General features: G+C 52.6%; 21 protein-coding genes and 2 tRNA genes. 15 read left to right on the forward strand and 8 right to left on the reverse strand.

Features of this window, described 5'->3' with window-relative positions:
- The 6 genes from dnaA (at position 1) to CCASEI_RS00030 (ending at position 8,889) form a co-directional block, all read left to right on the forward strand.
- Positions 1 to 1,848: a chromosomal replication initiator protein DnaA gene (gene dnaA, locus CCASEI_RS00005; RefSeq protein ID WP_006822288.1), complete on the forward strand. Its 1,848-nt coding sequence runs from the start codon at positions 1 to 3 to the stop codon at positions 1,846 to 1,848.
- Positions 1,849 to 2,620: 772 nt separating this feature from the next.
- Complete coding sequence (gene dnaN, locus CCASEI_RS00010) at positions 2,621 to 3,817, forward strand: DNA polymerase III subunit beta (protein ID WP_025386795.1); 1,197 nt, start codon at positions 2,621 to 2,623, stop codon at positions 3,815 to 3,817.
- A 12-nt stretch (positions 3,818 to 3,829) separates the two neighbouring features.
- Positions 3,830 to 5,122 (forward strand): DNA replication/repair protein RecF, encoded by a 1,293-nt coding sequence (gene recF / locus CCASEI_RS00015; RefSeq protein ID WP_025386796.1) that lies wholly within the window; start codon positions 3,830 to 3,832, stop codon positions 5,120 to 5,122.
- Complete coding sequence (locus CCASEI_RS00020; RefSeq protein ID WP_025386797.1) at positions 5,115 to 5,711, forward strand: DciA family protein; 597 nt, start codon at positions 5,115 to 5,117, stop codon at positions 5,709 to 5,711. Before recF ends, CCASEI_RS00020 begins: the two co-directional genes overlap by 8 nt.
- A gap of 299 nt (positions 5,712 to 6,010) precedes the next feature.
- On the forward strand, positions 6,011 to 8,086 hold the full coding sequence (gene gyrB / locus CCASEI_RS00025) for a DNA topoisomerase (ATP-hydrolyzing) subunit B (RefSeq protein WP_025386798.1): 2,076 nt from the start codon (positions 6,011 to 6,013) through the stop codon (positions 8,084 to 8,086).
- A gap of 68 nt (positions 8,087 to 8,154) precedes the next feature.
- A complete protein-coding gene (locus CCASEI_RS00030; RefSeq protein ID WP_025386799.1) occupies positions 8,155 to 8,889 on the forward strand; it encodes a hypothetical protein in 735 nt (244 codons plus the stop codon).
- 4 nt (positions 8,890 to 8,893) lie between these two features.
- On the opposite strand, the gene CCASEI_RS00035 is transcribed toward CCASEI_RS00030, so the two are convergent.
- The 7 genes from CCASEI_RS00035 to CCASEI_RS00070 all read right to left on the reverse strand — a co-directional run bounded on the left by CCASEI_RS00035 (position 8,894) and on the right by CCASEI_RS00070 (position 14,169).
- On the reverse strand, positions 8,894 to 9,370 hold the full coding sequence (locus CCASEI_RS00035) for a hypothetical protein (RefSeq protein WP_025386800.1): 477 nt from the start codon (positions 9,368 to 9,370) through the stop codon (positions 8,894 to 8,896).
- 71 nt (positions 9,371 to 9,441) lie between these two features.
- Entirely contained in the window at positions 9,442 to 9,771 is a 330-nt protein-coding gene (locus CCASEI_RS15340) for a hypothetical protein (protein WP_025386801.1), read from the reverse strand.
- 402 nt (positions 9,772 to 10,173) lie between these two features.
- Positions 10,174 to 11,409, reverse strand: coding sequence for an IS256 family transposase (locus CCASEI_RS00045; protein ID WP_025386802.1), 1,236 nt, complete (start codon positions 11,407 to 11,409; stop codon positions 10,174 to 10,176).
- A 1,097-nt stretch (positions 11,410 to 12,506) separates the two neighbouring features.
- The gene (locus CCASEI_RS00055; RefSeq protein WP_025386804.1) at positions 12,507 to 12,947 is read right to left on the reverse strand and encodes a DUF6918 family protein; all 441 of its coding nucleotides are present in this window, start codon (positions 12,945 to 12,947) and stop codon (positions 12,507 to 12,509) included.
- 133 nt (positions 12,948 to 13,080) lie between these two features.
- Entirely contained in the window at positions 13,081 to 13,542 is a 462-nt protein-coding gene (locus CCASEI_RS00060) for a hypothetical protein (RefSeq protein ID WP_025386805.1), read from the reverse strand.
- A 115-nt stretch (positions 13,543 to 13,657) separates the two neighbouring features.
- Entirely contained in the window at positions 13,658 to 13,918 is a 261-nt protein-coding gene (locus CCASEI_RS00065; protein WP_006822298.1) for a hypothetical protein, read from the reverse strand.
- Entirely contained in the window at positions 13,915 to 14,169 is a 255-nt protein-coding gene (locus CCASEI_RS00070) for a hypothetical protein (RefSeq protein WP_006822299.1), read from the reverse strand. The genes CCASEI_RS00065 and CCASEI_RS00070 overlap by 4 nt, the downstream gene beginning before the upstream one ends.
- Before the next feature lie 69 nt (positions 14,170 to 14,238).
- Between CCASEI_RS00070 and gyrA the strand changes: the two genes are divergently transcribed.
- From gyrA to CCASEI_RS00095, 5 genes are all read left to right on the forward strand, one after another.
- Positions 14,239 to 16,824: a DNA gyrase subunit A gene (gene gyrA, locus CCASEI_RS00075; protein WP_025386806.1), complete on the forward strand. Its 2,586-nt coding sequence runs from the start codon at positions 14,239 to 14,241 to the stop codon at positions 16,822 to 16,824.
- Positions 16,825 to 16,830: 6 nt separating this feature from the next.
- Complete coding sequence (locus CCASEI_RS00080; protein WP_006822301.1) at positions 16,831 to 17,229, forward strand: DUF3566 domain-containing protein; 399 nt, start codon at positions 16,831 to 16,833, stop codon at positions 17,227 to 17,229.
- 227 nt (positions 17,230 to 17,456) lie between these two features.
- A tRNA-Ile gene (locus CCASEI_RS00085) sits at positions 17,457 to 17,533 on the forward strand.
- A 10-nt stretch (positions 17,534 to 17,543) separates the two neighbouring features.
- Positions 17,544 to 17,616, forward strand: a tRNA-Ala gene (locus CCASEI_RS00090).
- A gap of 160 nt (positions 17,617 to 17,776) precedes the next feature.
- Positions 17,777 to 18,175 carry a hypothetical protein gene (locus CCASEI_RS00095; protein ID WP_025386807.1) on the forward strand — a complete coding sequence of 133 codons (399 nt, stop codon included), beginning with the start codon at positions 17,777 to 17,779 and terminating at the stop codon, positions 18,173 to 18,175.
- A gap of 14 nt (positions 18,176 to 18,189) precedes the next feature.
- Here the strand turns inward: CCASEI_RS00095 and CCASEI_RS00100 are convergent, their stop codons facing one another.
- On the reverse strand, positions 18,190 to 18,360 hold the full coding sequence (locus tag CCASEI_RS00100; RefSeq protein ID WP_006822303.1) for a hypothetical protein: 171 nt from the start codon (positions 18,358 to 18,360) through the stop codon (positions 18,190 to 18,192).
- 198 nt (positions 18,361 to 18,558) lie between these two features.
- Here CCASEI_RS00100 and CCASEI_RS00105 point away from each other — a divergent pair, with 198 nt between their 5' ends.
- The 4 genes from CCASEI_RS00105 to CCASEI_RS00125 all read left to right on the forward strand — a co-directional run bounded on the left by CCASEI_RS00105 (position 18,559) and on the right by CCASEI_RS00125 (position 22,251).
- The gene (locus CCASEI_RS00105; RefSeq protein WP_006822304.1) at positions 18,559 to 18,933 is read left to right on the forward strand and encodes a hypothetical protein; all 375 of its coding nucleotides are present in this window, start codon (positions 18,559 to 18,561) and stop codon (positions 18,931 to 18,933) included.
- Between the two features lie 490 nt (positions 18,934 to 19,423).
- Positions 19,424 to 20,221: a metallophosphoesterase family protein gene (locus tag CCASEI_RS00115; RefSeq protein ID WP_025386808.1), complete on the forward strand. Its 798-nt coding sequence runs from the start codon at positions 19,424 to 19,426 to the stop codon at positions 20,219 to 20,221.
- 133 nt (positions 20,222 to 20,354) lie between these two features.
- Positions 20,355 to 21,797, forward strand: coding sequence for a D-serine/D-alanine/glycine transporter (gene cycA, locus CCASEI_RS00120; RefSeq protein ID WP_006822307.1), 1,443 nt, complete (start codon positions 20,355 to 20,357; stop codon positions 21,795 to 21,797).
- A gap of 43 nt (positions 21,798 to 21,840) precedes the next feature.
- Positions 21,841 to 22,251: an NUDIX hydrolase gene (locus tag CCASEI_RS00125; protein ID WP_006822308.1), complete on the forward strand. Its 411-nt coding sequence runs from the start codon at positions 21,841 to 21,843 to the stop codon at positions 22,249 to 22,251.
- Positions 22,252 to 22,264 lie beyond the last annotated feature (13 nt).

Below are 22,264 nucleotides of genomic sequence, written 5' to 3' on the forward strand. Positions count from 1 at the left end.
GTGTCTGACCAACAATCGTCCCTGACATCCACGTGGCGAGTCATCGTTGAAGATCTCCTTCGACGCTCTGAACAGCCCAACTCGGAAGTTCCAACCTTTACACCGCAGCAGCGCATCAAGTTGCAGCTTCTCAAACCCATCATGATCAGCGACGGTTATGCCTTTTTGGCAACCCCCGATCAAAACAGCCGCGATATCGTCGAAGCTGAACTCGCAACACATATTGCTGCCGGCCTATCCCGCCATATGGGACGTCCTTGTTCTGTTGCAATTACTGTTGCTCCCCCAGAAGAGATCGCGCAGCCTCAGACACAGGCTCCGCCACAGTCTTCTCACAACAATTCTTCGCAGCAGGTCAATCAGTTCAGCTATGAACAAGACCGTCCGCGTCTACACCAAGTAGATGTCACGAACCAGAACTTCCACGATGTTCAGCGTGCCGTTTATGACAATTCAGCAAAGCAACATCAAAGCGAGCAGAATTACCCCGTAAACCAAGGCCATCAAGATCAGCACGGCCAGCAAAACTTCCCGGGCCAACAAAATCAGCAGAACCAGTCTCATCCGACATCGCATACGCAGCAGACTCATAATGATCAGCGCGAGCAGAACTCGCGTTTCAATGATGTCACTAGCTACCGCCATGACATGTCAGAAGACCGACCGGCACAGAACTGGCAGACTTCTCACTCGCCGGCCAATTTGGATGAGTTAGCTGATGTCTATCAGTCACAGCAAACCTCCCAGCCTTCTTTCCAGGCGCCATCGTCCGCACGTATTCCGCGTGAGCGCCCCGCGCATGACCCAAACCGCGAACAATCACTCAACCCGAAGCACACCTTCGATAACTTCGTTATTGGTTCTTCTAACCGTTTTGCCAATGGCGCTGCGGTAGCCGTTGCTGAAAATCCTGCCCGTGCTTATAACCCGCTGTTTATTTGGGGTGGATCCGGTCTGGGCAAAACACACCTTTTGCATGCCGCGGGTAATTACGCGCAGCTGCTGCACAAGGGTTTGCGCGTGAAATACGTATCTTCGGAAGAATTTACTAATGACTACATCAACTCTCTGCGTGATGACCGGCAGGAATCTTTCAAGCGCCGTTACCGCAACCTCGATATTTTGATGGTTGATGATATTCAGTTCCTGGAAGGCAAAGAATCCACCCAGGAAGAGTTCTTCCACACCTTTAATGCGCTGCACCAGGCAAATAAGCAGATCATTTTGTCCTCGGACCGCCCACCAAAGCAGCTCAATACTTTGGAAGACCGTCTGCGTACGCGCTTTGAAGGTGGACTGATCACTGATATTCAGCCGCCAGACTTGGAAACCCGTATCGCGATTTTGATGAAGAAGGCATCGGCAGATGGCACCACCGTTGATCGTGGCGTCCTGGAGCTCATTGCCTCCCGCTTTGAAACCTCGATCCGTGAGCTGGAAGGCGCATTGATCCGCGTCTCTGCTTATTCTTCTTTGGTTAATGAGCCGATCAACATAGAAATGGCTGAGATTGCACTGCGCGATCTGGCGCCAGACTCTGCAGCGGAGCAAATTACACCTAATACGATCATTGAAGTCACCGCTGAGTTCTTCGACATTGACGTAACTACCCTTACTGGCTCCGGCAAGAAACGCGATATCGCTCATGCCCGCCAGCTGGCGATGTACCTGTGCCGTGAACTAACCGATCTATCGCTACCAAAGCTCGGCGAGCAGTTCGGCGGTAAGGACCACACCACTGTCATGTACGCAGAGCGCAAAATCAAACGCGAAATGACAGAAAAACGTGAAACCTACGATGAGATCCAGGCGCTGACCCAACGCATCAAGGCTCGCGGCCGCGCCTAAACATTTCTAGCTTCCTCTAGATTCGCCCTCTTGAGGTCTATTTCGGACTATCTCGACCTTTCTAGAACCTCGAAGCTACACAGCACCGTTTATCCACCATGAAATTTTGGCGGATAGACGGTTTTTGAGGTTTTAGGGCTTTTAGCAGGGAAATAGTTATCCACAACGTTATTCACACTTGTGTAATTTCATTGTTGTAATTTAATGAGCTTGCTCACAAGATCGGTTTTCACAGGCCCAAGAAAACCTCCGACCTGCTGTGATCACTGCTGTGCGATCTTGGTGAATAACAAAGGCCCTCCTGTGGATAACTTTCATGCAATTCGAGTTGTCCACAATTGCCCCGATTTATCCCCAGACTGATCACATGTGATCACACACAGACGTTTTGGCCCCCGAGCATAGGATTCTTGTGATTATCCACAGGATCCACAACGCTTATTACTACTACTAACTTTATTTCTAGATCACTTAGAAGAAAAAGGGCCTGTGTGAAAGTCTCCGAGCCGACCGCGTCTCGCGGGGCATCGGCGAATTACAAGAAGAGCGAAAGCAACTAGCGCAATGGCCATGCAACTGGTTAAGTTAGATGCAGTTGCTTGAAGCAATTTCTTGTAAGTTGCTAAACCTCAAGAATTTTTAAAAACCGGTAGATTCAGGTGCATTCTTGTAAATTGCGAGGAAGTTACCTAGTCGGCGTGCGTCGAATGACAAACAGTTTTTCAGCTGGGCACGGCGCATCGAACGTGAGTCAAGGAGTGTAAAGACGCACATGGAAACCCAAACGACCAACGCCGTGTCATTTCGTGTGGCTAAAGATGACCTCAGCCATGCGGTTGGATGGGTTGCCCGAAACCTACCGACTAAGGCAGCGCAGCCAGTTCTGCGCGCGATGATCATCACCGCGGATGACAATGGTTTGGAACTAGCAGGCTTCGACTACGAGGTTTCAACTCGTGTTCGTATCGCTGCTGAGATCGAAGAACCAGGCCGCATCGCGGTTGCCGGCAAGCTGATGTCTGACATTGTCAGCGCTATGCCAAATAAGCCGGTTGAGATCCGCCAGGAAGACACCAAGGTCTTGATCCAGTGCGGTTCTTCGCGCTTTGAGCTTCCAACAATTTCTTTGGAAGACTACCCACAGTTGCCGGTCTTGCCTGAGGTCACCGGCAAGATCAACCCACAGCTGTTCTCAGAAGCTGTCACTCAGGTTGCTGCGGCAGCGGGTAAAGATGACACGTTGCCAATGCTCACGGGTATCAGCATGTCTATCGATGGCAAAGATGTGCAGCTGACCGCAACGGACCGTTTCCGCCTGGCCGTGCGCACCTTTGAGTGGGAGCCAACCGCAGATGAGATCAAGACTCAGCTGCTGGTTCCAGCTAAGACCTTGCAAGAAACCGCGCGTTCTTTGGATTCTCACATCAATGATCCCATTGAGATCGCGGTTGGTACTGGTGAGAGCATTGCTGCGGATGGCCTCTTTGGTCTGCACGCCGATAATCGTGAGACCACCACTCGCATGCTGGATGCAGATTTCCCAACGGTCTCGCACCTTCTGCCAAAGACGCACACCGCGATCGCATCGGTTGAGATCGGCCCACTTCAGGAAGCTATTCGCCGTGTTTCCCTGCTGACGGATCGCAATGCACAGATCCGCATGCTCTTTAGCGAAGGCGAAGTACAGCTTGCTGCTGGTGCAACTGACACCGGTAATGCTGAGGAGACTATTCCTTGTGCTTTCACTGGCCGTGATGAACTGCTCATCGCGTTCAACCCAGCCTTCCTCAAAGACGGCCTGGCTGTTATCCCAACTGATCGTGTGGTCTTTGGTTTCACTGAGCCATCGCGTCCAGCAATTATGCTGCCTGAGCCAGAAGAGCTTCCAGAGGCAGATGAAGATGGTAACTTCCCAACCCCAGATACCTTCTTCACCTACCTTTTGATGCCAGTGCGTCTGCCTGGTTAAATTCCACTCTAGATGTATATTCGTGAGCTTCACCTGCGAGATTACAGATCTTGGCCTGAGCTAAAGCTAGATCTGAATCCCGGCATTGTCCTTTTTGTGGGCCGCAACGGTTTTGGCAAGACCAATATCGTTGAGGCCTTAGGCTATGTCGCGCATTTGAGTTCACATCGCGTCAGCCAAGACGCCCCGCTGGTACGCCACGGCATGGCTAGTGCCCGGGTTTCAGCCACCGCGGTCAACCAGGGTCGTGAGCTCACCGCGCATTTGCTCATCAAACCGCATGCGGCCAACCAAGCACAGATCAACCGCACTCGGTGTAAGTCACCGCGCGAGCTACTCGGCGTGGTCAAAACCGTGTTGTTCTCACCAGAAGATTTGGCATTAGTGCGCGGTGAGCCGGCTGAGCGCCGGCGTTATTTGGATGATGTCATTGCTACGAGAACTCCGCGTCTAGCTGGCGTTAAGGCCGATTATGACAAGGTGCTGCGCCAGCGCAATGCGTTGTTGAAGTCGGCATCGGCAGCCATGCGCCGAGGATACGGGGACACCGAAGGTGCTTCAGCCTTGGCCACATTGGATGTGTGGGATTCACAGTTGGCAGCCTTAGGCGCACAGGTGATCAATGCACGCTTGGAGCTTTTCGATCACCTCTCGGACCTTATCCCCGCTGCCTATGAAGGTCTTGCGCCGGAGTCCCGTCCGGCACACATTGCGTATAAATCCACCATTGATGTTGAAGACCGCGACGTTTTGGAAGCCGTCATGCTTGCTGAGCTTGGCGCCAAGCGTCAGCGTGAGATCGAACGTGGTATTTCTCTGGTTGGCCCGCATCGCGATGACTTGGAATTACATTTGGGTACTGCACCGGCGAAGGGTTTTGCCAGCCATGGTGAGACCTGGTCTTATGCGATCGCGCTGCGCTTTGCGGAATTCCAATTATTGCGTTCTGAAGATTCTGATCCAGTCCTGATCTTGGATGATGTTTTCTCTGAACTCGACGCCCAACGCCGCGAGAAGCTAGTGAAACTTGCAGCCGGAGTTGAACAGGTCTTTATCACCGCTGCCGTGGATGAGGATCTGCCGGACAACCTGGTTCCTATGGAACGCTTTGAAATCAGCGTCGCGGATACCGAAGAAGGCCGCGTCTCCGTCCTTGGCCGCACAGAAAACTCAGCAGAAGAAGCTTCAGAAACAGCATTTGAGTCCGAAACTGAATCTGAAACTGAGTCTGTGTCTGATGCGGAATCTATGATTGAAGAAAAGGAGCGCGGCGAAGTAAAGAAGGCTGGTGAGACGGATGAATAACATTGATCCGGTACAGCAGGCTTTTGATCATATTCGTAAGCGTTCGCCGAACCCTCCGCGGCTCAAGCACGCATCAAAATCTAAAGTGGCGCGCATGCCGGTGGAGAAACCACAAGGTATCCCGGTTCCGCAGGTGCCAGGTTTTGATATTGCGGAGCTGTCCAAGACACCGCGCAGAAAGTATCGCGGTGTGGGCCGAGAAACTGGTGCGGATGGCCGCCGGTTGCGCAAAGGATTTGAAATTCCAAAACTTGGTTCGCATATCGCGCGCGAGGTAACCTCCCGCGGCTGGGAACATGACTTGGCGCACGGCTGGATTACCGGCCACTGGGACAAGCTGGTGGGTGAGAAAATCGCGCAGCACACCCATCCCGATCGGATTGAAAACGGCATTATTTATGTCGTGTGCGATAACTCAAATTGGGGTACGCAACTGCGCTACTTGCAGCGGCAGATTTTGCAGAGAATCTCCGAACAAGTTGGCGTTGATGTGATTACGCAACTAAAAATTTCCGGCCCTAAACAACATAAGAACTATGAAGGGCCAATGTGGGTAAAACCGCAGGGCTCTAAGGATACATACGGATAAATTATCAATTTTCATCCAAAAGCCTGTTAACCAGCCTGTACGCATGCACAACCGGGTTGGCGCGTGATCAACTTCGCACAACAAAGGTAGAAATTAACGCATAATTTGGCGTCTAACCGGAGTGAGGTCTGTCTAGGTAGGGGGACACAGTGTAGAATGGTGAAAGTCTTAGAACTACACAGACGCATTTTGTTGCAGCTGAGTGGTTCACCCTTTTTGTTAGAGGGTTAATTGCATTATTGATTTCTACGATGGCGTTCGCCACCGTTTAAATTTGGAATAAAGGAGTACACGGTTTCGTGGCTACCCAACCAGAATATAACGCTGGGTCTATTACCATCCTGGAAGGCCTGGAGGCCGTCCGTAAGCGTCCAGGTATGTACATTGGATCCACCGGACCACGTGGTTTGCACCACCTGATCTGGGAGGTTGTAGATAACTCAGTAGATGAGGCCATGGCGGGTCACGCCACCAAGGTCATTGTTCGTCTGATGGAAGACGGTGGCGTTGAAGTCACCGATGACGGTCGTGGCATCCCAGTGGGCATGCACGCATCGGGCGCACCAACCGTTCAGGTTGTTATGACCCAGCTGCACGCCGGCGGTAAGTTCGACTCGGATTCTTATGCTATTTCCGGTGGTCTGCACGGTGTGGGTATTTCCGTTGTCAACGCGCTGTCTACGCGCGTCGAGGCGGAAATCAAGACTGATGGCAAGCACTGGTACCAGGAGTTCAACAACGCCGTTCCGGAAGAGCTCAAGGAGGGCGGTAATGCCCGCGGTACTGGTACCAAGATTCGTTTCTGGGCTGATCCAGAGATCTTTGAAACGACTGAGTATGACTACTCCACCATTGCGCGTCGTTTGCAGGAGATGGCATTCCTCAACAAGGGGCTGACCATCCAGCTCATTGACGAGCGCGTGACTAAGGAACAGCTGGATCTGGAAGCTATCGCGGACGCTGAGTCTGGTGAGAAGCAGCTGGATGAGACTTCTTTTGATGACGCAGATGTGGATGACTTCGAGGAAGAAGGCGCTGAAACTGCTGCTCCTGTAGAGAAGGAAGAGCCTTCTAAGAAGCTGCAGAAGAAGGTCACTTACCACTACCCAGATGGTCTGATTGATTACGTTAAGTTCATCAACAAGTCCAAGACCTCCATTCACCCAACCGTTGTTGCTTTTGACGCTAAGGCTGATGAGCACGAGGTTGAGGTGGCCATGCAGTGGAACCAGGGCTACAAGGAATCTACGCATACTTTTGCCAACACCATCAATACTTATGAGGGTGGTACGCATGAGGAAGGTTTCCGTTCTGCGCTGACTTCTTTGATGAACCGTTACGCGAAAGAGCACAAGCTCATGCGCGAAAAGGACGGCAGCCTAACTGGTGATGACTGCCGTGAGGGCCTGGCGGCTGTGGTGTCGTTGAAGGTTTCGGACCCGCAGTTTGAGGGCCAGACCAAGACCAAGCTGGGCAACTCTGAGATCAAGGGCTTTGTGCAGCGCGCGGTCAATGAGCACCTCAATGACTGGTTTGATGCCAACCCGGCTGAGGCAAAGGCCATTGTCAACAAGGCTGTTGCTTCCTCCCAGGCGCGTGTAGCAGCGCGTAAGGCTCGTGAGTTGGTGCGCCGTAAGTCCGCAACGGACTTGGGCGGTTTGCCGGGTAAGCTCGCCGATTGCCGTACCAAGGATCCAAAGATCTCCGAGCTGTACATCGTGGAGGGTGACTCCGCAGGTGGTTCGGCAAAGGGTGGCCGTGACTCGATGTTCCAGGCTATTTTGCCGCTGCGTGGCAAGATCCTAAACGTGGAGAAGGCTCGCATGGACAAGGTGCTGAAGAACGCCGAGGTCCAGGCCATCATTACCGCACTTGGTACTGGTATCCATGAAGAGTTTGATATTTCCAAGCTGCGCTACAACAAGATTGTGTTGATGGCTGACGCCGACGTTGACGGCCAGCACATCGCTACTTTGCTGCTCACCTTGCTGTTCCGCTTCATGCCGCAGTTGGTTGAGGAAGGCCACGTCTACTTGGCTAACCCACCTCTATACAAGCTCAAGTGGGGCAAGGGTAAGCCTGGTTTTGCTTACTCGGATGCTGAGCGTGACAAGTTGCTCGAGGAGGGCCTCAATGAGGGCCGCAAGATCAACAAGGATGACGGTATCCAGCGCTACAAGGGTCTGGGTGAGATGAACGCGTCTGAGCTGTGGGAGACCACGCTGGACCCATCGAACCGTATCCTGCGCCGTGTTGATCTTGAGGACGCTCAGCGTGCTGATGAGCTCTTCTCCATCTTGATGGGTGATGACGTCGCTGCACGTCGTTCCTTCATTACCCGCCGTGCGAAGGATGTGCGCTTCCTGGACATCTAGGAGCCATTGCTTGCCGATGCACCGCTGTAGCATAAAGCTACAGCGGTGTTTTCTGTATCGTGTGAAGCATGACCGTTGAGATCATCACCACGCAATTCATCGCGAAGCCGGAGGACCTTGACCGTGCTTATGCGCTCTATGAAAGCCGCATTGCTCAGGTCAGCACGCTCCAGCCTGATGCCACGGTCTTTGCCTATTCGCCCAAGCTCCTCCCTTCCGATTCGGTTTTTGACCTATGGTTTTTGCGCACTCAGGCGGTCTATGACCGCCTAGATGCACCCGGGGAATGGCAGCTTTATGAATTAAACGCGCTGGTTGAATATGATGACAGCACCGAAGAAGTCACAGACAAGGTCAAAGAGAAGTTCTTTTTCGAAGATCTCCGTGAACCCACTGCTTTTCCCGGATCACTTGCCGGCGTCTTCAATATGACCCTGCTCCGTGAACCAAGAAACAGTACTCTTACTTACGTCACGGTCGGATTTTTTGCCGCGCCAGAAAATGCTGATGTTATCCCTGGGCTGTTTAACGCCTTCGTGGAAGCTGCTGATCCCATTGTCTATGGCGGTGCGCCTACTCAAGTAGACCAGGTAGACATGGCTCAATTTGCAGGTCCCTTGTGGGCGAAATCCGCGCAGCACGAAATCGACGGCACCGATGACGGTGTTCCATATGGCTCCAAAGAGTTATGGCTGGGCTGCATCCTCATTGACTATGACGCAGAAAAACTCGCGCAGCACCTGCCAGAATCTCTTGATCCTGACAGGTTTGTGCTGGCGAGCTTGTACCCAGAACCCTTCTGATGACCTAATAGAGCGCTGCGTCTGTACCTTGTCGAAGCCACGGTGAACCAGCTTCAGAACGGTCCTCGTCCGAATATGAGAACGGTTGCTGATTCTGAGTGATAGGGATCGCCGAACTTTGGACACCTTCACACAAAGTGACGTCGCTCTGGTCGACGACATCGGTGAAAACTTCACTGTCATCATCAGATGAATAGGCCACGACTGCGCTTTCGGAGTCGCCTAAGGGATCGATGGAATCATCAGCAAGCCCGGCATGCTGCAACGCCATCTCACGGAAATCCTCCTGGCACACGATGATGAACTCGTCATAATCTGCGTAGACGTCACCGAAGTCAATGATGACACTGCCTTTTTCTTCCGCTGAATCTTGTTGTTCCGCGAGTGCTGCAAGCAACGGACTGCTGCTAGAAGTATCGGAGCAACCTTGCAAGGTTACTGTCGCAACTAGCAGCCCAGTAACGAAGATCGATTTCTTCATAATGATAACTCTTTCGTCTATGATTAATGGACTTCGAGTAGTGCTCCTCAGTTCCACTCAAACATCTATTGCTACTCAGTATGAATAAATACCCCGTTGGCAACAGCTTGTCCGGATTGAAGCTCATTCTGTGAAATGTCTACTGTTGAATTGTCTGGAAATACAGTCACACTAATGTCGGAGACTCCGTCGCCTGCTGATAGCGAAATTCCAGCGCTATTGTAGGATTCAATACTTCCTGTGGTGGTATATGCATAGTCCCCTTTAAGTAGCCGCACCGAAATGTCCGAGTCTCCCGATTGAGAAGTTTCAAGTCTCCATTCAGAATCAGACCACCGTTCAACGAAATTGGATTCAGCCTCAAGGGTGGCACCTTCATCTGAGTTTTCAGCCGCTTTCATCCCGCCACCTGGTATCCCGCCTATCCAAGCAGTAAGCGGAGCTGCCTGACTTTGAACCTGATTTTCATATTTAAACCCAGCTCGTTCATTGTTTAGGGTACTGGTTGAGACGGAACAGGCATCTCCTCCTACGGAGTAGTGACTGCCCAGGTAGCAGGTCATGCGAACCCAGGGATTACCGTTCAATCCACTGGTAGCATTACTTGAATTGCGAAGGAATCCAGTAGATGTACCTGATTCGTACCTTGATGTATTTGGTTGGACTGTGCCTTGGAACCAAGTGTTGTTCACAGCATGTGCTGCTGGAGCGGTCAAGTCCGCCCGAGTGGTGTTTCTGCCTTTCGTTGAAACAAGCAGTGTGATGGCCTCAGGGACCGGCACGTGCTTGGTGCTGTGACTGGTTCATGCAACCTCCTTGGTGGTGTCAGCGTCGATGACGTTGGCGGTGATCATTGCTTTGGTTTGCTCCAGACTGGTCAATGACATGTAGCGGTTTTGCTGAATCCAATCATCATGCTGTTCTGCCAACACAGCACCAACAAGGCGCACAACAGCGTCACGATTAGGGAAGATTCCGACAACATCTGTGCGGCGCCGGATTTCACGATTGAGCCGTTCAGTCGGGTTATTCGACCAGACTTTCTTCCACACTGATTTCGGCGTATTGGTAAACGCCAATAGTTCGTCGAGGGCTTCTTCCAGGTAGTCGGCCACGTGTGGAAACTTCTGCTCACAAAATGCCACGACCTCTTTGGCTTGGGAGCAGACCGATTCCGAGTCTGGTTGTTGGAATATCGTATGAAACATCGCCGATAACGTCGGCCATTGAGTCTTGGGCACCATGGCTGAGAGGTTCTTCGCGAAATGGGTACGGCATCGTTGCCAGGACGCATTCGGTAACACGTCACTGATCGCGTGCTGGATACCTAGATGTGCATCGCTGGTCACAAGATAGACCTCATCAAGTCCGCGGGCTTTAAGGTCTCTAAAGAACCCGGTCCATGAAGCCACTGACTCCGATGTAGCAACCTGCATGCCCAATAACTCCCGGTAACCTTCAGCGTTAACCCCGGTAGCAAGGAGCACAGAGGTTTTAACAACCCGTCCACCTTCGCGGACTTTTATCGTCAACGCATCACATGAGACATACAAGTATGGGCCGGTATCTAGTGGCCGGGTGCGAAAATCTTCGACCATTAAATCAAGATCTTTCGCCATCTCAGAGACCTGGGACTTCGACAGGTTATTGATTCCCAAACTGGCGACAAGATCATTCATCCTGCGAGTGGATACGCCCTTTAAATAGCAGGTAGCAATTACGGTAGTTAGTGCGCGTTCAGCCCGGGTGCGTCGTTCCAGGAGCCAGTCCGGGAAGAACGATCCAGTGCGAAGCTTAGGTACTGCAACGTCGATGGTACCCACGCGGGTATCAAGGTCACGGTGGCGGTAGCCGTTGCGGACATTGGTACGAGACTCAGACGTGGTGGCGTAGTCCGCGCCGCAGACTTGGTCTGCTTGGGTCGAGAGGATTTGGTTGATAAATCCTTGAAGCATCTCGCGCATCAGATCTGGAGATGCTTGAGCGAGCAATTCGTCTAAGTAGGAAGACGGGTCTATAGAATAAGGGGCAGCGGCCATCGTGGTATTTCCCTTTCGAGGAAGTGTGGTTATGGAATCGAAAGGTACTACGGTGGTCGCCTCATGCATTCATCAGGCCCTCACCGATAGTTACAGATACACCACGCTACGGGACACGACCGCTGGAGCAGATAGGAGAAGGACTGAACCGATAGTGATAGCAACGATTGGGTGTTTGAGATTCTTCATCTTAAACCTTCCTGTATATAGTTTTGAACATCGTGCTAAAAGCGAGGCTATTGAAACCAGGGGGGAAATCAAGAAAATTAGGTAACACTTACATAACTTATATTCATTGTCGTGTTTGCTCCAGGCGGAATATGACTTGATGAAAAGGTACCTGAAGTGCTGTTTACTAGTATTTCAATGCACAGTAAACACTGCTCAAATAGAGTTTGAGATAGCCGCTCTTTGGATGCATTAAATTCATACATTCTGGGCGTAGAGGCTAAAGCTTGTGCGCTGAGATTGCTTAATTTGCGGTCTGCCCTTGCTTCTCGAGAATTAGTGGCTTAACTTTCTCGTGGTTCGGCAGGTTGTTTCACAAACATTGGCTCCGTGAGAAACTATTAACCCCGTGGGTTGTCACTTGCGTAAACATTAGTTTCTGACGTTTGCATTCCATATAGCCGTCAAGTTCATTTCCTTCACCATGCTTCGGGAGCGGTGAAATAACCTTCTTGAGGTAAGCAGCCTCTGGTGCATCCCAGCTATTACTGGCACTTTCTGGTTAGAAGCGTTGCCTTTGGGAAATCATCCCGAGTTTCTTGCCATGGACACTTACCATAGAAAAGATGCATTTGAGTTACCACCAAACATAGCTACTGTTTGCGCGAACTATGTCGGATATAACTTATAAAGTTCTGATTCGACCTGCTCGCTCGTCCATGCCTCGATCGTTGAGTTTAAATGAGGATGGGCGTCCTAGTTCAGATTGCGCCCCTGAGCGAAGTGCACGAGCTTCTGGAGCTTTATGGTACTGATCGCAGCATTGCTGTTCTCAACAATATAAGCTGCAACAGCGTCGACATTCGCCATCGAAACTCCTGTCTCGGAATGTAGAACTAGGAACTGGCTAAGGCTTAATGTTGCCGTAGCTACTTCATGTGATTTTGAAGGATGCCGCCCAGTTCTGGAACCTTGCCTTCAACAATCTTGGCGCCCTTGTTGCGCAGAGACTTGTAGGCCTTTGCTAAAGGTGTGACGTTGATGCGCTCAGCGTGGCGGTCCGCAGTCGACATGACGGCATCGGCGACCTTATCGGAGTCCTTTTCCAGGAAGGCACCGAAGTCCTGGGCACCAGACTTTTCAAATTCTTCCCAGCGTGGTGCTAGATCACCCAGCATGTCAGGCAAGATCTGGTTGATACCCTTCGGAATAATCTCCGAATTAACGCGGGTAACGGTTGAAACCGCGCCCTTGATGGCCATACCGGAGATACCGGACTGTTCATTGACGGTCTGCTGAATGAACTCGGACAAGTCCTTGATGAGTGCTGGACGGACCTGTGGTTCTAGGAGCTGAGAGAGATTAGGCATGCGAATTAGTTTAGCGTCTCTGCTTAAATATTTTTGGAAATGGAAAGCACGGCCGAGCCTGAACATGCTCTGACCGCGCATTAAGCGGATTTCTTTAGCAAAGAAATCCGGAGTTCACCAGATACAAGATGAACTAGCTGGAGGTTGCCTTCATCGCAGCAAGATGATCTGCGATTTCCGTCAGACCGTTGGTGCGCGCCAAACGCTCCAGATCAAAGTCCAAACCACCCTGGTTAAGTCGATTATCTTCGGATGAACCAGATGAGGTCTGCATGTTCATGGAAGCAGCAATGTCATCGACTGCCTGGCGCAGCGCTGGCACATTATCAGTGATGAGCTTTGCCGAGATTGCGGTACCACCAAAGATGAGCGTCAGGTCTCCAGCTGAAGAGCCGGTGGGGGAGCTGCCTTCTTCACCTGGTTCAAAGTCTGGGTTGGTCTCAAAATCAGGGGATTCAACGTTGCCGGCGTTGGATGAATTACCAAAGGTAGAGGACAGATCATTCGAAGAGTCCTGTGCGGATGCTGGCGCCACAATGGCGGTAGTGGCAATCGCGGTGGCAGCGGCAGTGGCGATAAAGCGCTTGAGCTTCATGATCGGAAAATTATCCTTTCTTGGCGCGCGAGCGTTCACCAGCGCGGTTTTCAACACCGTGCATGAGTTATGCAGGCTAAACATTAACAGCGAGTCTGCTAATACCATACATAACTTAAGCCACATCCGTAACAGTTAAATGGATCTTCGCGCATATGTTGGCGAACTCCTTATTGTGATCGCTCAACGCCCCTACTGCTGTTAACACCGCGTACATGCTGGCCGCTTCCTGGTTTTGGTTATCGTGCACTGCGATGCCATCGATACGCGCATGCGCAGCGGCAGCCGCGGCAACCAGCGCGGAGTAGTTGGTGATACGCACGCGGCGGGCCTCACAGAAACGCTGCGCAACCACTAAGAGTTGCTCGGCTCTCATAATCCGGAGCTTTCTTCGTGCTGGCCTGCGGGCAGGGCGTGGCTGCGGGAGCGGCGGATATCTGCTTCTAATGCGCTGCGGCCTTTGATGTGTTGGCGCGCGAGCTCATCCACCGTCGCGTCTTGGACGGTTCGCGCCGCGGCCAGGGCAATCGCGCGCACCACGGCTTCATGTTTGGAGGTGCCGTGCGCGGATGCCAGCAGTGTGAGTGCGTGATCTTGCTCAGGAGTTAATCGAAGTGTCATCGCCATGACTTCCACGGTATCACCGTGGTATCACCGGCGGGCTTTAAAAGCCGTTTAAGGATAGAATAGGCCCCTATGAGCGATGATAACGACGATCTTTTTGACAAGATCCATCCCATTGACATCAATGAGGAAATGGAAACCAGCTATATCGACTACGCAATGTCCGTCATTGTGGGTCGTGCGCTACCAGAAGTCCGCGACGGTCTGAAGCCAGTTCACCGTCGCATTTTGTATGCGATGTATGACTCGGGCTACCGCCCTGAGCGCGGTTACGTGAAGTCCGCGCGTCCGGTTTCTGACGCGATGGGTCAGTTCCACCCGCACGGTGACTCTGCTATCTATGACGCCCTGGTGCGTCTGGCACAGAAGTGGAACATGCGTTATCCAATGATTGACGGCCAGGGTAACTTTGGTTCTCCGGGTAATGACGGCCCGGCAGCTATGCGTTATACCGAGTGCCGCATGACACCATTGGCTATGGAGATGGTGCGTGATATTCGTGAAAACACCGTCAACTTCTCCCCAAACTATGATGGCAAGACCCAAGAGCCAGACATCCTGCCATCACGTATTCCAAACCTGTTGATGAACGGCTCCGGCGGTATTGCCGTGGGTATGGCCACCAACATCCCGCCGCACAACCTCAATGAGTTGGCGGAAGCTATCTTCTGGTTGCTGGAGAACACTGAGGCTTCGGAAGAAGAAGCACTCGAAGCCTGCATGAAGTTTGTGAAGGGCCCAGACTTCCCAACTTATGGCCTTATCGTTGGTGACAACGGAATCAAGGATGCTTATACCACCGGTCGTGGTTCCATCCGCATGCGTGGTGTGACTTCCATTGAGGAACAGGGGTCGCGTCAGACCATTGTTATTACGGAGCTTCCGTACCAGGTCAACCCGGACAACCTGGTCACCAATATTGCGGAGTCTGTGGCTAACGGCAAGATTGCCGGTATTTCCAAGATTGAAGATGAGTCTTCGGACCGTGTTGGTATGCGCATTGTCATCACGCTGAAGCGTGATGCTGTAGCGCGCGTGGTGCTCAACAACCTGTACAAGCACTCCCAGCTGCAGACTTCTTTCGGTGCCAACATGCTGTCCATCGTGGATGGCGTGCCACGTACCCTGCGCATCGATCAGATGTTGCGCTACTACGTAGCTCACCAGATTGAAGTTATTGTTCGCCGTACCCAGTACCGCCTCGACGAAGCAGAAAAGCGTGCGCACGTTCTGCGCGGTCTGGTTAAGGCACTGGACATGCTTGATGAGGTCATCGCGCTGATCCGCCGCAGCCCAACCGTGGATGAAGCACGTGAGGGCTTGATTGCCCTGCTAGATGTGGACACTATCCAGGCTGATGCAATTTTGGCCATGCAGCTGCGTCGTCTGGCTGCCTTGGAGCGTCAAAAGATTGTTGATGAGTTGGCAGAGATCGAACTTGAGATCGCTGACTACAAGGACATCCTGGCTAAGCCTGAGCGTCAGCGTGCGATTGTGCATGATGAGCTGCAGGAAATCGTCGAAAAGTATGGCGATGAGCGCCGCACCCAGATCATTGCCGCAACTGGCGATGTCACCGATGAAGACCTCATCGCACGTGAAAACGTGGTTGTCACCATCACCAAGACTGGCTACGCCAAGCGCACCAAGGTGGATTCTTACAAGGCGCAAAAGCGCGGCGGCAAGGGTGTTCGCGGCGCTGAGCTGAAGCAAGATGACATTGTGAAAAACTTCTTCATCTGTTCCACCCATGACTGGATTTTGTTCTTCACCAACTTCGGTCGCGTCTACCGTCTCAAGGCGTACGAGCTGCCGGAGGCATCCCGTACCGCCCGTGGTCAGCACGTAGCTAACCTGCTGGAGTTCCAGCCGGAAGAAAAGATCGCGCAGATCATTCAGATCCAGTCCTACGAGGACGCTCCTTACTTGGTTCTGGCTACCCAGCAGGGCCGCGTGAAGAAGTCCCGCCTGACCGATTATGAGTCCGCGCGTTCGGCTGGTCTGATTGCTATCAACCTCAATGAGGGCGACGCTTTGATCGGCGCGGAGCTGGTCTCTGACGCCGATGATATTTTGTTGACCTCGGAGCAGGGCCAGGCCATTCGCTTTACTGCCGATGATGAGCAGCTGCGCCCAATGGGCCGCGCCACCGCCGGTGTGAAGGGCATGCGTTTCCGCGGCGATGACCAGCTGCTGAGCCTGTCCGTGGTCCAAGAAGGCGGCTTCCTGCTGGTTGCTACTTCCGGTGGCTACGGCAAGCGCACCGCGATTGAAGAGTACGCTGCGCAGGGCCGTGGCGGCTTGGGCGTGATGACCTTTAAGTACACACCAAAGCGCGGCAAGCTCATTGGCGCGATCACGGTGATGGAAGATGATGAAATCTTCGCCATTACCTCTGTCGGCGGCGTGATCCGCACTGAGGTTAATGAGATTCGTCCTTCCTCTCGCGCCACTATGGGTGTACGTTTGGTTAACCTGAGCGATGATGTTGAGCTGCTTGCCATCGACCGCAATGTGGAAGATGATGGTGAGGAAGAAGCACTCGCTGTAGCGAAGGGTGAAAAGACTGTTGAGGATGCTCAGCAGGAATTGGATCCTAACAAGCCAAGTGATCAGGATTCTGAAAATTCAGAATCCCCAGTAGACGATGAGGAGTAAATTCCTATGGCACGACGAAATGTTTCGCTGAAGCGAATTTCACCGCTATCGGCGTTTCGCGTCGGTTTGGCCATGTCACTGGTAGGCCTGGTGGCCTGGTTGTTGGCAGTGGTGTTGTTGTACTTCGGCATGGATCAGTTCGGCATCTGGGAGTCTCTCAACTCTCTCATCTTCGATGTCGGCGGCAACCAAACCATCACGTTTGGAATGGTGGTGTCCATCTGCGCGTTGATCGGTGCGGTTATCGCGATTCTCAACACCATCCTGGCGCCGATTTTGGCGCTGATCTACAACGCCATCGTTGACCTTTTCGGCGGCATTGAGATTGGCTTGCAGGACAGGGCCACCAAGTCAGCCAAGTCCGCTAACAAGTCGACGAGCAAGCCGGCTAAGGCCAACAGCTAGCCTCACCGGCTCACGCCGAGAGGCGGGAATTCAGGCTCCACATCGCAGCTTCATATGTGCGATGTGGAGCCTTTGCTTTTCGATGCCCCCTTAAACCGCCCACACCTTGAATCAACGCTGATCTTAAACAAGAAGTTCAACATTAACGAGCGGTTAAAAACCTTTTATAACCAGGCGATTTGGTCAATCTGAAACCCGCTTGTATAGTTACTACTCGTTCCGCTTAAGGGCCTATAGCTCAGTCGGTTAGAGCGCATCGCTGATAACGATGAGGTCGCAAGTTCGATTCTTGCTAGGCCCACCAACGGAACGATGGGGCATTAGCTCAATTGGTAGAGCACCTGCTTTGCAAGCAGGAGGTCAGGAGTTCGATTCTCCTATGCTCCACAGAATGAAGGCTTGGTAGAGAAATCTACCAAGCCTTTCGTGGTTTCCACACTCAGGCCGAACCCGTACACTCGTATGAAACAACGAGCGGTGAGCGGTGATTCTTATGCAGTGCGGTCGTAGAAGCCAACAGTTAGGCGGGTTGTGCATTGGTGCAATAATGTGCGCGTTGCCGCTGTCTGCATGTTCGTCTTCCGGTTCTACGGCGTCGCCACCTTTCGATAGCAGCCAGGCCCCACAGTCAGGTGCCACAGAAGTCGATGAACCTCACCGCAACGATCTCACCAATGAACGTGCGGTTGATTGGGAACGGCACGAGATCGTGGATGAGAACAGCATCCGCGTTTTCTTCACTGCTGGCACTTCTAGTTGTTTTGGCGCTCGCGCTGTTGTTGAAGAAACTGACACAGCTGTTGAAATCGCAGTGATTGAAGGTACTTTCCCCGACGCACCTGATGCCTGCACTCTCGAAGCGCGAGGCGCAACAATCTTGGTAGAAACGGAACAGCCAGTCGCAGACCGCGACGTTGTGCAGTTAGCGGACCCAGAATTGCATTAAGAAAGGGATAACTCCTACTGCGGTTCAGGGATCTTTTCCCCAGACTCTTTCATGTCTTCGACGACCTCGGATACTAGATTGAGTAACCCAGCTTTTGCTTCTTGCTCGTTAGAATCAAGCCATGACAATAACGGAAATTCATTAACGGTCGCGGCGAATTCTTGATCTGCTTCTGACCAGGACACTTAGTAGTTGTATTTGTTGACGTCCATGATTCCTCCCCTAAATTTTAGCTATTGAGCGTAGCCTGAGTTTCGGTGGATGTCTATGGTCTCCCACAAGACAACGCTCATGGAGCTTTGTGCAACGCGTGATTCGCTGACAATCTGCACGTACATTAGGGAAGATGCCGTAGGAAACAGCAGTGGAGAATAGGGAACACCATGGGCTCAAGAATTAACCCATCGATTGTCAGAAGTGTGGCAATCAAGGTGGGGTTGTTGTTGGTTACGGTAGCGGTGTTTTTCTTCACGGCGGATTTCAGAGCCAGTGGACATGCTTTTAGCGAGGTACTAACAATATTTCTGTTGAGCGTGATTATCGCCGCAGCTCTTTTCGCATTTGTGACGGCAGAGCTTTCCAGGAAGACGCGGGCGATTCTAATTGCGATTTTCGGAATGGTCTTCCTTGCCGGGCTGATCCCAATGTTTATCTGGGGCTTCTCGGGGCCAGTGTTCGTGCCACCGCCGTACTATCTTTCTGTTCCCGCGGCAGGCGTATTGCTGGCTATCGTGACGACGGAGGCAGACAATCAATAGAATCGGGACTGCTCACAGGCCTCCGGGAGCAGGCTAGGTAATGAACAGTGGAATTGGCTTCATACTAGGTTGTAAGTCCAAACCAACACGATAACTACACCGCCTAGAACAGCTGGAACCCATCGTGGAACTCTTTTTATGAAGATGAGTACCAGCATGATTAGGACGAGAACCGTCGCCAAAATTGAAAAGTACATATCCATTACGCCCATCCATCCCACGTTCTAAAGTTGGTGCCGTACGCTCCCCAGATTAAGACGAAGGCCTTCACATGTGAGTCTGAAATCTTTCACTGGAGATCTGCAAATTCGTATTTTCTAGCTTAGACACGTGCAAGGGTATGCAGAAGTGTTTGCACGCTTCGGTGAACAAAGTTTGAGTCCCGGGCACGTCCAACCGGCATGTTTGAGACTGGTTTTGGATTCATTCCCGCAGCAATGGGTTGCGGCCTCGAATTAGAAAGCGCCGCTGCGTGGGATAATCTCAGATCATGGCACGCACACTTTGGGCAGTCAGCGACCTGCACGTTACGTTCAAGGAGAACCAACAGGTTGTTGATAAGCTCGCTCCCCGCGACCCCGCCGATTGGTTGATTGTCGCCGGTGATGTCGCCGAACGCATCCCGGATGTTGTGAAAGCGCTGAAGCCGCTGACCAAGCGTTTCGCCAAGGTGATTTGGGTACCTGGCAACCATGAGCTGTTTAACCGTTCCTCCGAGCGCATCCGCGGCAAAGCCCGCTACCGGGCGCTGGTGGGGGAGTTGCGCGCCATTGGTGTGATTACGCCGGAAGACCCGTACCCGGTCTTTGGTGGCGTAACCATTTGCCCGCTGTTTACGCTTTATGATTACAGCTTTCGCCCGCTTGGGGTAACAGCAAAGCAGGCCGTTGCACAGGCAAAGATAAAGCTTGACGATGAACTCGCGATCGCCCCTTACGTCGACATCGAAAAGTGGTGCGCGGAACGTGTCGAATACTGCGAAGACCGGCTCAACGCGGTGCGCGGGCAAACCATTTTGGTCAACCACTGGCCACTGGTGGTCGAACCCACCCACCGGCTTTTTGAGCCGGACATTGCGCTGTGGTGCGGCACCACCGCGACGCGGAACTGGGCGCTGAAATACCACGCGCAGATGGTCATTCACGGCCACCTGCACATTCCTGCGGAAACCCGTGTGGATGGGGTCAGCCACATCGATGTTTCGTTGGGCTATCCCTTTGAAAAACCGCCTGGGAAGTTCCGCCGTCGTTGGCCGCTGGAGGTCATGCAAACGCCGAAAAACCCATAATGCCGATTACGTGCGGACGTACGAAAGGGCCTAGTGGTAGTTTTTCTATCGAACAGTAGATTCGCGCGAGACTGTACCGAAACGTCCCACGACTGATACTTCTACTTCCCCCAAAAGCTAGATAGGTAGAATAATGGCATCTCATGATGTGGGAAAATCACAAATTAAAACCAAAGAACCCGAAAGAGAACCGCAGGTAGACTCCGACCACCTTCAACGTGGTCTCAGCAACCGCCATATTCAGTTGATTGCGATTGGCGGTGCAATCGGTACCGGACTATTTATGGGATCCGGCAAAACCATCTCGCTTGCTGGTCCCTCGGTTCTTTTGGTGTACGGCATTATCGGCTTCATGCTCTTCTTCGTCATGCGGGCGATGGGAGAGTTGCTGCTCTCAAACCTCAACTACAAGTCTCTGCGTGACGCAGTGTCGGATATTCTTGGGCCTACCGCTGGCTTTGTCTGTGGTTGGACCTACTGGTTCTGTTGGATCGTCACTGGCATGGCCGATGTCGTAGCTATCACCGGATACGTTCAATACTGGTGGTCGGGCGTCCCACTATGGCTGCCGGGAGCGTTGACCATTGTTCTGCTGCTTGGGTTAAATCTCGTGGCAGTTCGCCTCTTTGGTGAGCTGGAATTCTGGTTCGCAATCATCAAACTGGCGGCCATTACCGCATTGATTGTCACCGGCGTGGTGATGATTGTGGCCCATTTCCAGTCACCGGACGGGGACGTCGCGGCGGTCTCGAATCTGATTGACCACGGAGGTTTCTTCCCGAACGGCATCGCTGGGTTCCTTGCCGGATTCCAGATTGCCATCTTCGCCTTTGTTGGTGTGGAACTGGCCGGTACCGCTGCCGCAGAAACGAAGGATCCGGAAAAGACTCTTCCCCGCGCTATCAACTCGATTCCTATTCGTATCGTCGTGTTCTACAGCCTTGCCCTCGCGGTCATCATGATGGTCACTCCATGGGACAAGGTCCATGCTGATTCGAGCCCGTTTGTTCAGATGTTCGCCCTGGCTGGCTTGCCGGCGGCGGCCGGCATCATCAACTTTGTGGTGCTTACCTCGGCTGCGTCGTCCGCCAACAGCGGCATTTTCTCCACCTCACGGATGCTGTTTGGCCTGGCTCGTGAGGGCCAAGCGCCAACGCGGTGGGGATTTTTGTCCCGAAACCAAGTTCCGGCCCGCGGCTTGATCTTTTCAGTAGCCTGCCTGGTCCCGAGTTTGGTGGTTTTGTACGCCGGCTCCAGCATCATCGATGCATTTACGCTCATCACCACAGTTTCCTCCGTGCTCTTCATGGTGGTGTGGAGCCTCATCTTGGTGGCATACCTCGTCTTTAGGAAGAAATTCCCGGAGCGCCACGAGGCTTCCAAGTTCAAGGTGCCAGGCGGCGCGTTCATGTGTTGGGTGGTGCTAGCTTTCTTTGCCTTCATGGTTGTTGTTTTGACCTTTGAGAACGACACCCGCTCTGCTCTCATGGCGACCCCAATTTGGTTCTTGATTCTCTTTGCCGGCTGGCGTATTTCCGGCGGTGCCAAAGGCGCAGAGCAACGGGTTAATCATTAAACCGCTGCGTCGGGAATCGAGGTGAATGCGTATTCTCAGGGACATGGTTTTGCCTCAGATTCATGTCAGCGCCGTTGTCTTTCGCGATTCTCAGAACCAAGTTCTCACCGTCCGCAAACGCGGTACTGAGAAGTTTATGTTTCCCGGCGGCAAACCCGATCCCGGTGAATCTGCCCTCGACACCGCGGTGCGCGAGGTCCATGAAGAACTCGGGATTGACCTCGACGCCACCCATCTCACCCCGCTCGGCGTGTTCGAAGCCCCCGCCGCCAACGAAGCCGAGCACAACGTTGTTGCAACCGTATTTTCCTACAACGGTGTCGTTTCCCCGAACGCCGCCGCCGAGATCGCTGAACTATCCTGGGTCTCCCCGCACGACCCAGACGTTGTTCTAGCGCCACTGCTCGCCGACCACGTGTTCCCAGCCCTCGACGCTGACCAGGTCCGTTCTTAGAAATCCGTGACAG

The sequence above is a fragment of the Corynebacterium casei LMG S-19264 genome, assembly GCF_000550785.1.
GTDB classification, from domain to species: domain Bacteria; phylum Actinomycetota; class Actinomycetes; order Mycobacteriales; family Mycobacteriaceae; genus Corynebacterium; species Corynebacterium casei.

Bases quoted from the DNA above. Each gene is read 5' to 3' on its own strand.
- dnaN (WP_025386795.1), top strand. From the start codon at position 2,621: ATGGAAACCCAAACGACCAACGCCGTGTCATTTCGTGTGGCTAAAGAT.
- recF (WP_025386796.1), top strand. From the start codon at position 3,830: ATGTATATTCGTGAGCTTCACCTGCGAGATTACAGATCTTGGCCTGAG.
- CCASEI_RS00020 (WP_025386797.1), top strand. From the start codon at position 5,115: ATGAATAACATTGATCCGGTACAGCAGGCTTTTGATCATATTCGTAAG.
- CCASEI_RS00030 (WP_025386799.1), top strand. From the start codon at position 8,155: ATGACCGTTGAGATCATCACCACGCAATTCATCGCGAAGCCGGAGGAC.
- CCASEI_RS00035 (WP_025386800.1), bottom strand. From the start codon at position 9,370: ATGAAGAAATCGATCTTCGTTACTGGGCTGCTAGTTGCGACAGTAACC.
- CCASEI_RS15340 (WP_025386801.1), bottom strand. From the start codon at position 9,771: ATGAAAGCGGCTGAAAACTCAGATGAAGGTGCCACCCTTGAGGCTGAA.
- CCASEI_RS00045 (WP_025386802.1), bottom strand. From the start codon at position 11,409: ATGGCCGCTGCCCCTTATTCTATAGACCCGTCTTCCTACTTAGACGAA.
- CCASEI_RS00055 (WP_025386804.1), bottom strand. From the start codon at position 12,947: ATGCCTAATCTCTCTCAGCTCCTAGAACCACAGGTCCGTCCAGCACTC.
- CCASEI_RS00060 (WP_025386805.1), bottom strand. From the start codon at position 13,542: ATGAAGCTCAAGCGCTTTATCGCCACTGCCGCTGCCACCGCGATTGCC.
- CCASEI_RS00065 (WP_006822298.1), bottom strand. From the start codon at position 13,918: ATGAGAGCCGAGCAACTCTTAGTGGTTGCGCAGCGTTTCTGTGAGGCC.
- CCASEI_RS00070 (WP_006822299.1), bottom strand. From the start codon at position 14,169: ATGGCGATGACACTTCGATTAACTCCTGAGCAAGATCACGCACTCACA.
- gyrA (WP_025386806.1), top strand. From the start codon at position 14,239: ATGAGCGATGATAACGACGATCTTTTTGACAAGATCCATCCCATTGAC.
- CCASEI_RS00080 (WP_006822301.1), top strand. From the start codon at position 16,831: ATGGCACGACGAAATGTTTCGCTGAAGCGAATTTCACCGCTATCGGCG.
- CCASEI_RS00095 (WP_025386807.1), top strand. From the start codon at position 17,777: ATGTGCGCGTTGCCGCTGTCTGCATGTTCGTCTTCCGGTTCTACGGCG.
- CCASEI_RS00105 (WP_006822304.1), top strand. From the start codon at position 18,559: ATGGGCTCAAGAATTAACCCATCGATTGTCAGAAGTGTGGCAATCAAG.
- CCASEI_RS00115 (WP_025386808.1), top strand. From the start codon at position 19,424: ATGGCACGCACACTTTGGGCAGTCAGCGACCTGCACGTTACGTTCAAG.
- cycA (WP_006822307.1), top strand. From the start codon at position 20,355: ATGGCATCTCATGATGTGGGAAAATCACAAATTAAAACCAAAGAACCC.
- CCASEI_RS00125 (WP_006822308.1), top strand. From the start codon at position 21,841: ATGGTTTTGCCTCAGATTCATGTCAGCGCCGTTGTCTTTCGCGATTCT.